The sequence below is a fragment of the Waterburya sp. genome, from assembly GCF_058530065.1.
On record NZ_JBZNBU010000079.1, the window covers coordinates 1 to 10,554 of the forward strand.

General features: G+C 39.6%; 11 protein-coding genes. 7 read left to right on the forward strand and 4 right to left on the reverse strand.

Translation table 11 applies throughout. The features are described from left to right. Positions 1-284: 284 nt before the first annotated feature. Positions 285-1,319 (reverse strand): CAF17-like 4Fe-4S cluster assembly/insertion protein YgfZ, encoded by a 1,035-nt coding sequence (gene ygfZ, locus AC33VI_RS05180; protein WP_491781200.1) that lies wholly within the window; start codon positions 1,317-1,319, stop codon positions 285-287. A gap of 120 nt (positions 1,320-1,439) precedes the next feature. Between ygfZ and AC33VI_RS05185 the strand changes: the two genes are divergently transcribed. The 4 genes from AC33VI_RS05185 to AC33VI_RS05200 all read left to right on the forward strand — a co-directional run bounded on the left by AC33VI_RS05185 (position 1,440) and on the right by AC33VI_RS05200 (position 4,612). Beyond that, complete coding sequence (locus AC33VI_RS05185; protein WP_491781201.1) at positions 1,440-1,988, forward strand: RDD family protein; 549 nt, start codon at positions 1,440-1,442, stop codon at positions 1,986-1,988. Between the two features lie 66 nt (positions 1,989-2,054). After that, positions 2,055-2,249 carry a 50S ribosomal protein L33 gene (rpmG, locus tag AC33VI_RS05190; protein ID WP_491781202.1) on the forward strand — a complete coding sequence of 65 codons (195 nt, stop codon included), beginning with the start codon at positions 2,055-2,057 and terminating at the stop codon, positions 2,247-2,249. A gap of 35 nt (positions 2,250-2,284) precedes the next feature. Beyond that, entirely contained in the window at positions 2,285-2,500 is a 216-nt protein-coding gene (gene rpsR / locus AC33VI_RS05195) for a 30S ribosomal protein S18 (protein ID WP_491781203.1), read from the forward strand. Between the two features lie 93 nt (positions 2,501-2,593). Then, positions 2,594-4,612 carry a ribonuclease catalytic domain-containing protein gene (locus AC33VI_RS05200; protein ID WP_491781204.1) on the forward strand — a complete coding sequence of 673 codons (2,019 nt, stop codon included), beginning with the start codon at positions 2,594-2,596 and terminating at the stop codon, positions 4,610-4,612. 44 nt (positions 4,613-4,656) lie between these two features. Here AC33VI_RS05200 and pheA read toward each other — a convergent pair whose 3' ends face one another. After that, entirely contained in the window at positions 4,657-5,505 is an 849-nt protein-coding gene (gene pheA / locus AC33VI_RS05205; protein ID WP_491781205.1) for a prephenate dehydratase, read from the reverse strand. Positions 5,506-5,627: 122 nt separating this feature from the next. Here pheA and AC33VI_RS05210 point away from each other — a divergent pair, with 122 nt between their 5' ends. The 3 genes from AC33VI_RS05210 to AC33VI_RS05220 all read left to right on the forward strand — a co-directional run bounded on the left by AC33VI_RS05210 (position 5,628) and on the right by AC33VI_RS05220 (position 7,169). After that, positions 5,628-6,209, forward strand: coding sequence for a DUF1997 domain-containing protein (locus tag AC33VI_RS05210; RefSeq protein WP_491781206.1), 582 nt, complete (start codon positions 5,628-5,630; stop codon positions 6,207-6,209). A gap of 335 nt (positions 6,210-6,544) precedes the next feature. Further along, positions 6,545-6,754: a hypothetical protein gene (locus AC33VI_RS05215; RefSeq protein ID WP_491781207.1), complete on the forward strand. Its 210-nt coding sequence runs from the start codon at positions 6,545-6,547 to the stop codon at positions 6,752-6,754. Between the two features lie 202 nt (positions 6,755-6,956). After that, complete coding sequence (locus AC33VI_RS05220) at positions 6,957-7,169, forward strand: NAD-binding protein (RefSeq protein ID WP_491781210.1); 213 nt, start codon at positions 6,957-6,959, stop codon at positions 7,167-7,169. Here the strand turns inward: AC33VI_RS05220 and AC33VI_RS05225 are convergent. Both AC33VI_RS05225 and rne read right to left on the reverse strand, forming a co-directional pair. After that, positions 7,147-7,773, reverse strand: a complete 627-nt coding sequence (locus tag AC33VI_RS05225; protein WP_491781208.1) for a ribonuclease HII — start codon at positions 7,771-7,773, stop codon at positions 7,147-7,149. The genes AC33VI_RS05220 and AC33VI_RS05225 overlap by 23 nt on opposite strands. Before the next feature lie 24 nt (positions 7,774-7,797). Beyond that, positions 7,798-9,849 carry a ribonuclease E gene (gene rne, locus AC33VI_RS05230; RefSeq protein ID WP_491781209.1) on the reverse strand — a complete coding sequence of 684 codons (2,052 nt, stop codon included), beginning with the start codon at positions 9,847-9,849 and terminating at the stop codon, positions 7,798-7,800. Positions 9,850-10,554: the final 705 nt, after the last annotated feature.

Genomic DNA, 10,554 nt, shown 5'->3' on the forward strand with positions numbered 1-10,554 from the left:
ACAAGTTAAGCTAATTTATCTTTAGTCAACTACTATCGATAGTTTTATTCATAAGTTTTTAATATTTACTGATATTACGCAAAAGCTGTAACTAGAAGATAAAGCCTCTAGGCTCTAGGCTTTAGGCTTTAGGACAGTTTTGAGATCATAGAACCTGACTTAGATGAAAACTGCTGTATTACTTATTACTTATTACTTATTACTTGAAAGCGTTTGACTTTAAACACAAAGCGTTAATTTGTCACCAATGCCCATTAACCACTACCTACTACCCACTACCTAACTTAATTGTGGCTGATAAAAGGGACAGAGATCACTTTGCCTGGGACATCCCCAACCATCACCTCTAAGCCTTCCCCGCCCGCTTTGGTGCGAATGTAGCCCAAGCCAAAACAACCACTATCTGTGTCGGTGTAGCTCGTTAGAATGCCCACCTTTTTATCTTCCAGGGTAATTGGCGTAAGGGGTGCTACGGCTTGTTCTAATTGAATTCCCCAGAGTTTTTGTTTAACTCCATTGTAAGTATTGAGGCGGGCAATGGTTTCTTGTCCGATATAGCAACCTTTCTCAAAAGAGATAGTCTGCCAAAGCCCTGCTTCCAAAGGATTATAATCTTCTGTGAGTTCGATGCCGCTTTTTGGTCTTCCCTGTTGAATGCGTAATTTTTCCCACAAGCAATCTCCAAATGGAATTGCTCCCGATGCGACTATTTTCGACCAGACAGTTGCTGCTTGTTCTCGTTCGACGATTAAAGTATAGCCAGGAGTCGCCAAACCACTACCCATGCCAACCCGTACGGGAATATCGGCGAGCGCAATTTCTTGATGAGACCCTGGATTTTCTAGCTCGATCGAATCTGTAGCTATTTGTGCTAGTAAGCTTTTACTATTATCTCCTAGTAAACTAAACGCGCTATATTCTGCCGAAATATCGGTTAATTCTACCTTGTCGAAGGGAAAAATAAATTTATCTAACCAGGCTAACAATTCTTCTTTGCGGTTGGGAGAAACTATGGCAATTACCGCATCTTTAGTCACATAAGCCGTTGCCAAATCTAGAGTACGAGCCGTAGAAGTTACAAAAACCGTATCGCAACCTTCTCCTGGTTTCAGCTTCTCAAAATCATTGGTGCTTTGATTGTGCAAATAACGCAAGCGATCATCCCCTGTAATTTTAATTATTCCCCAATGAGAGCGATCGCAAATTGCTACACTGTTTTTAATAGCTGCCATTGCCTCGGAGTCATTATGGAAACTGAGAGGAATTCCCCGATCGTCAAAAGTCGCGCCTTTGCTTTGTTGAACTTCTTTTAAACTCATAATAAAAAATTTAGCTAGTTAATCTTGAAACTTGTGCGATCGACAGTTACTAGTTTCTAAAGGATAAAATAATTAAACAATTTATTCTCAAAAACTTTCAAATTTGAATGCCAAGAGCTTATGTACGATGACGACTATCGACTTTATAAACCCGACTACAGAAGATATCCTAAAGTGCCTTTAGATCGAAGATTTTGGTCGTTTGCCGTTGATTTTTTGACGGTTTGGTTTGTTAGTTCTTTTTTCGCTAGCAATCTCATCGTTCAATGGCTGGTATTTTTGCCTTTTTGGTGGGTAATGCGGGTGCTAATTGTCGATAAAAATCGCGGGCAAAGTCTGGGCAATTGGTTATTTGATATCAGAATAATCGACCCCCGTTACAATCGCACTCCCGACTTACTGAGTTTGAATAAAAGAGAATTGATGGCGGGCATTGGTGCAGCTTTGGCGATCGCGGGATTGCAAAATTTTACTAACGGTTTGTCCATGCTGCTTCTAATCAGTCCCCTAGCCATAGACTGTTCTTTAGCACTGATCGATGATGAAACCAATTTAGCAGGACACGATCGCCTGGCAAAGACTTTGTCGATTCAAACCGAACGGGGATTTTCTCTAGACTTAAGGCTTAAAAAAATATTTGGTCAAATTCAAGCTCGTATGCGAAAATAGTAAACTGCGTGTTTATATAAGTAAACGTATAAATAATACTTAAGTCAAAACAACAAAGCACAAATCATGGCAAGTAAAAAAGGCGTTCGCATTATTGTCACTTTAGAATGCACAGAATGTAGAACGAACATAAGTAAGCGTTCTCCTGGGGTGTCTCGATATACTACTAACAAAAACCGTCGCAATACTACAGGCAGAATGGAATTAAAAAAATTCTGTACCCATTGCAACAAGCACACAGTTCACAAAGAAATCAAGTAATCAATCTAGAAAAAACAGCTTATTAAATAATCATCATGGCATACTACCGCAAGCGTCTTTCCCCCATTAAATCCAGCGACCCTATCGACTACAAAGATATCGAATTGCTGCGTAAATTTATTACTGAAAGAGGTAAAATTCTTCCCCGTCGCATTACTGGTCTAACAGCACAACAACAAAGAGATTTAACTGTAGCTGTAAAAAGAGCTAGGGCGATCGCTTTACTACCTTTTGTTAATACAGAAGGTTAGAACAAAGATATTACTTACCGTGACGGAAAATTCGCGAGTAGAAGCGTACGACTGTAAGATGGTATTGTAAAGCAAATTTCAAGTGCAAAGCTGGTGGAACAAGGAAAGCTGATTGAATTCAGAGTGCAAGGAGAACGTCGTCTTGCAGTTGCCGAACGACCAGAAGGTAAAAAAGACTGGATCGTTGTAGATGCAGGGGGGCAACATCACAAAATACGCCCTCAGCGAGTTGAATATACAGTAGAAGGCGTTCTCTATCAGCCTTCAGAGATCGCCAGCTTTTTAGCAGAAGTAGAACCCTATTTAGATCCCAGCAGTTTAGAAGTAGCTTGGGAAATTTTAATTGAAGACGGTGAAAGTGCAACTCCGCAACAAATGGCAGAGCTTTTATTTTCAGACAGTAGTCCAGCCCTGTGTTATGCCGCTCATTCCCTACTAAGTCAGGACAAAATATTCTTTAAAAAGAAAGGCGATCGTTACGAACCGCGATCGGCAAGTCAAGTTGAAGAAATCAAGCATCAATTAGAAGTTCAAGAGCAAAAAGAACGAGAAAAAACCGAATTTATCGACCATCTCCAACAGGCATTGGCGGGAGAAAAAATCGACTGGACGGAAAGCGATCGCTCGCGCCTAGAATCGATTGAAAAACTAGCCTTAGCAGCAGAAGGAAATTCTAAGGTAGCTCCAGAAATCCTCAAAGAAATTGGGAGAAACGCCGACGATCGCGGTGCATTTAATCTTCTTGTAGATATAGGATGGTGGAGTAAACATGAAAACTTATTTTTACGTCGCAGTTCCTATCCCGTAAACTTCTCTAAAAAGGTGCTTGATGTGGTGCAACCCCGTCTAAAATCCGATCCCGCTGATACCGAAGATAAGCGTTTTGATTTAACTCACCTCAAAGTATGTACCATCGACGATGAAAGTACCACCGAAATCGATGATGGCTTGAGCGTCGAATATTTAGATGATGGTACTGCTAAAATTTGGATTCATATTGCCGATCCGACTCGTATAGTTAATCCAGGAGACGAATTAGATTTAGAAGCTCGTCGTCGTAGCACTAGTCTTTATTTGCCTACGGGAATGGTTTCTATGTTCCCTACCGAATTGGCAACAGGACCAATGAGTTTGGTAGAAGGGAAAGTTTGTTCTGCTCTGAGTTTTGGGGTAATTCTCGACGAATCTGGAGGCATTAAGGAATACGAAATTCACTCCAGCTTAATTAAACCTACTTATCGCCTCACTTACGATGATGTAGACGAGATGTTACAGTTGGGCATTCAAAACGAACCCGAAATTTCCGAACTGGCAAAAAGTTCTTATTTGAGAAGAAGTTGGCGCAAAGAACAAGGGGCAATTCAAATTAAGATGCCCGAATCAATTATCAAAGTTAAAGATAATGAAGAAGTAACCATCGAACTCATTGACAGTTCTCCTTCTCGCCAACTAGTAGCCGAGATGATGATCTTGGCTGGTCAAATTGGAGGGACTTACGGTACAGAACACAATTTACCTTTACCCTATCGGGGTCAACCCCAACCCGAACTTCCGACCGAAGAAGAATTACTGCAACTTCCTCCAGGGCCAACTCGTTTTTGTGCCATACGTAGTTGTATGCCTCGCAGTGAGATGAGTATGTCTCCCATTCGCCATGCCAGTTTGGGTTTAGATAGCTACGTGCAAGTTACTTCTCCCATTCGCCGTTATACAGACTTGCTTTCCCATTTTCAGATCAAGGCTCACTTAAAAGGAGATGAGTTGCCTTTTTCCAGGGAAGATCTACAAGAAATTGTCTATAGCGTTAGCAATTCTTCCTACGAAGCAACACTAGTAGAACGTCAAACCAATCGTTACTGGTGTTTGGAATATTTAAGACGCAATGCCGAATGTATTTGGGGAGTATTAGTGCTGCGTTGGCTGCGAGAAGATGAGAACCTGGGTTTGATTTTAATTGAAGACTTGGGTATAGAATTACCCCATCGTTTCGATCGCCCTGTTTCTTTGGGAGAGCGATTGGAAATGCAGGTTACTCGTTCCGATCCTCAAAGAGATGAAGTACGGCTGCGGGAAATCACTGAAGCAGAGATTCAAGCTACAACTACAACCTAGTCAACAATTTTACTCATTAAATTTTGTTCTGTACTAAGTAATTGTTAATTCAGATTGACATCTAAGAGAGTATAATTACCAAATATTTTTAATACTTCAGTACAAGAAGATAATTCATCTAAAGCATCATTAATTTCGGAATCGTGAGAATTGCCTTCTAAATCGATAAAAAAGATATATTCTCCTAAAGAACGTTTGCTAGGACGAGATTCAATTTTGCTTAAGTTGATTTCTCGACGGGCAAAAATTTCTAAGGCTTTCATTAATGCTCCAGGAGCATTTTCGGGCAAACTAAAAGCAAGGGAAAGATGACTGCCAAACTTACTTTCATCGCGACTAACGATCCAAAAACGAGTGCAATTGTCAGGACGATCCTTAATATCTTTTTCTAATAAAGGTACTTCATATAATTCTGCTGCCCTGGGGGAAGCTACCGCAGCAGCAGTTGGATCTTCCTGGAGAAAACTAATTCCTTCAGTAGTAGATTTTGTGGGAACTAGTTGAACTTGAGGTAAAAAGTTTTCCAACCATTTTTGACATTGCGCCAAACCCTGAGGATGAGAATATACTATTTTAATTTCTTCTAATTTATGGGCATAGGATAGTAGTCCATGAAAAATAGGAATGGTTAATTCTTGATGTACCTGAAGATTATCTGTTTGCCAAAGAGTATCTAGGACAAGAGTGACACTTCCTTCAATAGAATTTTCGATCGGCACTACTGCCCGATCTACTTTCCCTCTAGCAACAGACTGTAATGCCAAAGCCATACTAGGATAAGGGCAAAGAGTAGATTCTTGCTGGTATTCATTACTCAACCAATTTGCATAAGCTAAAGCCGCAGTTTCTGAATTAGTTCCTGTAGGCCCCAAATAAGCAAGAGATAAATTCATAAAAATTGTATGTTTGAGATAAAGAAGTGAGCGAAAGTATTAATTTTTTAACATATGAATCGCTTGGTCACGAAATGTAACTTAAAATTAATAAATAACAAAAAACTTCAGTAATTTCACTTATGTACGTTAGTTTTAGCGCATCAGAATCAGTTCGGATCTCTATCGTTAATGAAGAAACCCCCATTAAACATTATTTACGCCAACCCAAAAGACTGGTAAACGCTATCTCCGATCCTCAACTGATGAAACGAGTATCTGACGATGTGTATGAGTTGAAAATGCGACCCATTAATTTTATGGAAATATATCACTTTCAACCCATTGTTTTGCTCAAAGTCTGGTCTGGTTCTAACGGCAGTGTATATTTGCAATCGGTTGGTTGTCAAATTGAAGGGATTGATTATATTAATAAACGTTTTTCTCTCAAACTGAAAGGAGTTTTGTATCCTCACGAAGCTAACGGACAAACTACCCTAGAAGGTCAATCGGATCTGGAAGTGGGAGTAGAGTTACCTGCTGCTTTGATGTTTACTCCTAAAGTATTTTTGGAAAGGGCAGGGAATAAACTGCTTAAAAGCGTTCTCGGTAGAATTAAAAGTAAATTAACTACTCAATTAATTCAAGATTATCGCATTTGGGCATCTCAAGAAAATAGCTCTGTATCTAAATCTAACAAACTATCTCCCGATCTTGGATATTAGTAAGCTTTGAGAAATAGATTAATCTGTTGAGGTTGGGTAAATTCGAGACCCCCTAAAGGGTTCGACAGTTCCTTCAACGGGTCACAGACTCCTTCGGATTCGGCACTTTTCTCAAGTCGGGGAACCCGCCCACCGAAAGTGCCTCACCGCAACGGACTGTCTCACCGCGCCGCCGACAGGCGCAAAGTAAGGCGTTACTGTTCGCCGCAACTAATGCTCGAATTAGGTGAAAGGGGAAGGGGGAAAGGTTTTGTTAAATAATTTTCAGATATAAACTGCATCTAGTTTAATTATGAATTGATGAGTTTCGCTATCACTCGGATACTTACCTATAAATGCGTAGAGGTATTTTAAAGGAAGTGGTAACTGTCTTGCTTCTAATTCCTCCAAATCTGGTTCGTATTCTACTTGTCGATCGCCAAATAAAAAATCAAGAAACTTATCTAGCGATCGCATTGTTTCTGAGGGATTATTTTTGGTATTTAGTGGTAATCTTGAATATTTCCAAAGATTTTCTAAAATCCAACGGCTACGACAATTTGTAATTCTATCTGGTAAAAAGAGAAGTATTTTGATATTGTTTTAGAATTTTAATAATTATTGAATAATAGTTATTCGTATTAAACACAGTACTTCACCTAAAAACTACATTAATAAATATTCAATTTAACAAAGAATCTAATTTTATATAAAAACTTATGAGCAAATCGATCGCCTTCAGCTAGTAAAAGAGAAAAATTAGAACGAATCGAATACGATGTCGAATTTCCTCTCAAATGGATGCAAAAAGACTTACAAATGATTGCGATCGCAGGTTATGAAAGTCAAATTCCTTTACCTCTAGCCAATCTTACCCAAGAAATTTTTCAACAGGCAATTAAACAGGGATCGGGCGATCGAGATTTTACGGTAATTTATGAATCCTTACGATCTAAATCTAATCAATCTGACAAGATTTAAAAGAACGACGGTGTTCGGGAGAAATACCGTATTTTTGGATTGCCAAACGGTGATTGGCGGTAGGATAGCCTTTATTTTTTGCCAAATCGTATTGAGGATACTTTTCTGCCAAACTAAAGATCGATTCATCCCGCCAAACTTTAGCTAAAATGCTAGCCGCTGCAATGACGGGCGATCGTAAATCTCCTTTGATAACCGTTTTTTGGTTTAAAGACAAGTCGGGAATTAGAAAATTGCCATCTATCAAGCAAATATCAGGAGTCAATTGTAAATCTAGGACACTTCGTTTCATTGCTAATAAAGAAGCTTGTAGAATGTTTAGCTTATCTATTTCAGCTACTGTAGCGCAACGAACGCAATAATCGGTTGCAACTTCTTCAATCAATGGGACTAGTTGCTGACGTTTTTTCGGAGATAGTTTTTTGCTATCTTTAACGCCAATCTCAATTAATTGAGTAATATTAGCTAGAGGCAAAACAACTGTAGCTGCAACTACAGAACCAAACAGAGATCCTCTGCCAACTTCGTCTACTCCTGCAACTAAAGTAGCTGTATTTGTAAACTCCGCTAGCAAAGAATCGTCAAAAGTTATCTTTTCTTTCACACTCGTTCGTCTTTCAAATCAAACTTAAGCTTCTTGAAGTGCAGAAGAACGACGGCGACGACGACGACGAACTTTTGTAGGAGTTTCTTCTGGTGTAGATTCTGCTTCTGTTGTCTCTGCTACTTCTGCTTCTGGTTCAGTTGACTCTGGCTCTACAATTTCCTCTACTTTTTCTGACGATGTTTCTGGAGCAACATCAACTTCTACTTTACTTCTAGCTCTGGTTTTTCTCGTTCTGGTTTTGGGCTTAGTCTCTACTTCTTCTGGTATTTCTTCCTGAGACTCTTGGGCAGTATCAATTGTCTCTAATTCTGGTAATTCTTCTCCAGGCTTCTTGACATAAACCAATACTGATTTGGGGTCTTTATCTTCTTGTTCGGCATAAATTAAAGGAGAAACACCCATTAAAGCGTATATTTCTTGCTCTAGTTCGCCCATTTCCACAGTAACTTTTTCTAAGTTTGCTTCATCTCGGCGAGAACCTCTTCCCGAACCGCGAGATTTGCGATCTTCGTTGTTATTATTATCAATATTCTCATTATTTTCATTTTCTGCTTCCATCAGTTCGTCTTTGATCAACAAATCGTTGCGACGACTGCGACGACGACGACGATTACCATTATTACCATTGGCTTGTTCTTGATAGTTAGGATGGTTGGTTAAATCTAAAGAACGATTGTCATTTTCATGTGCTGTTTCTGGAGTTGAATTATTGGCTAATTCAATTCTGTCTGCTTTAGAGGCTGGCGGGGGAATTACTACAGGACGGATGCTATTGGCAGGTTCGCGAATAGCAGCAGGAGTAACTATAGGAACAGATTCAATAGATTCTGCTTCTTGTTTGCCAGGTAAATGAGCAATTTGTCCCAAACCACCACAAGTATGGCAGGTTTGACCGAATAGTTCGTAAATATTCTTACCCTGACGCTTGCGAGTCAGTTCGACTAAGCCGAGTTCCGATAACTGTGCGATTTGCGGGCGAGCCTTATCTCCTTTAAGAGCTTTGTTGAAATGTTCGAGTAGTTTGATTTTGTCTCTGTGGGAATCCATATCGATGAAATCTACCACAATTACACCGCCAATATTACGTAACCTTAGTTGGCGAGCAATTTCTGTTGCTGCTTCGGTGTTCGTCCATAATACTGTTTCTCTGGCAGTAGCAGAACGGGTGAACGACCCTGAGTTGACATCAATCACTGTCAAAGCTTCTGTCGGTTCGATGATAATATATCCACCAGAGGGCAATTCTACCCTGGGTTTGAGAGCTTCGCGGATTGCAGCATTGACGCGATAGTAATCCAAAATTGGCTGCTGTTCGCGGTGGGAGTCAATAAACACCCCTTGAGGCGAACGTCCACTACTCCAATTAGCCAACTGCTGTTTGATTCTTTTAACTCCCGATGGAGAATCTACCACAATGGTATTAACTTCTGCCGTAAAAGTATCGCGCAAAACTTTTTGAATAAAATCGTCATCTCGATTGAGCAAAGCAGGAGGTTTGGCATAATTGGCTTGATATTGAATCGATTCCCACTGCTTCTGGAGAAACTCTAAATCCTCCATGATGGCTTCTTCGGCTTTGCCATCTGCTTCGGTGCGGATTAATAAGCCCATACCTGGGGGTTTGATTAAAATTGCCAAAGCCCTCAGACGACTGCGCTCGTTTTCATCTTTAATTCGGCGAGATAGTTTAACTCCTTTGCCATAGGGCATCAAAACTAAATAACGTCCTGGTAATGTGATGTTACCAGTTAATCTTGGTCCTTTATTCCCCGTCGGTTCTTTCATAACCTGAACTAGAGCTTTTTGATGGGGAACTAAAAGTTCTGTGATTGCTGCTGCGGATTTCTTAAGACGTAATGGGCCTAAATCTGTAACGTGAATAAACCCATTGCGCTCGCTATCTCCAATATTGACAAAGGCAGCATCGATACCAGGAATAATATTCTCAACAGTTCCTAGATAGATATCGCTAACCTGTTGATGACCCGTAGCAACAATTAATTCTTGTATTTGTTCTTCCCAGAAGACAGCAGCTATATGATGCTGTTCTGCAATAATAATCTGTTTTGGCATTAATTTTCCTCAAAATTCTGGCGATCGATCGCCGACTGACCTACTATCAAAAGATATACACCATTGATTGAGAGACGATCGATCGTTATTGTTGTCAGTGTTTCTCATTCTCAAATCAAAAAAATTACGAAATAGAAATACAGCGGTAAATTTCACATATTTATAGAGTCTAGATATTCTCAAATATGGTTGTTTGAGTACTCATGTATTTATTCTATCTGTGCTTGCAAGTTGTTACTTCGTTTCTTCTATCTAACATTAGCTCGCGCTTATTTTTTTTCAAAATAAGGAGCAGGTGACAAGAAGCTCGAATGGTCGTCCTGAATAAATAGTAGCCAGTATTAGAATTAGGTTAAGGTTTTTCAAGACTTAACAAATTAAAAAATTCTAGATGCTAAAGGTAGCAACTTACTTTGCTACTATCAGTAAAATTCAGATTTTACCGAGTATATTAGGCGAATGCAAAGCTATTGAGACGTTACTCTATCAAATTTTAACCTGAATATAACCTCGAAGATCTATTTTTGACAAGGAAATCAAGCGAGCTACTTGCCAAGATAGCTGAAAGTGGAAACTTTGGGTACTCTTGTGTTAAGTTTTAAGTCATTTTAGAGCTTTCGGCTTTCAGCTAATAAGTTCGAGACTGAATCGTAGATGCAATGCCTAAGAGCTAGCTAATCAAAACTTACGCCGAGCGCTAGGGAT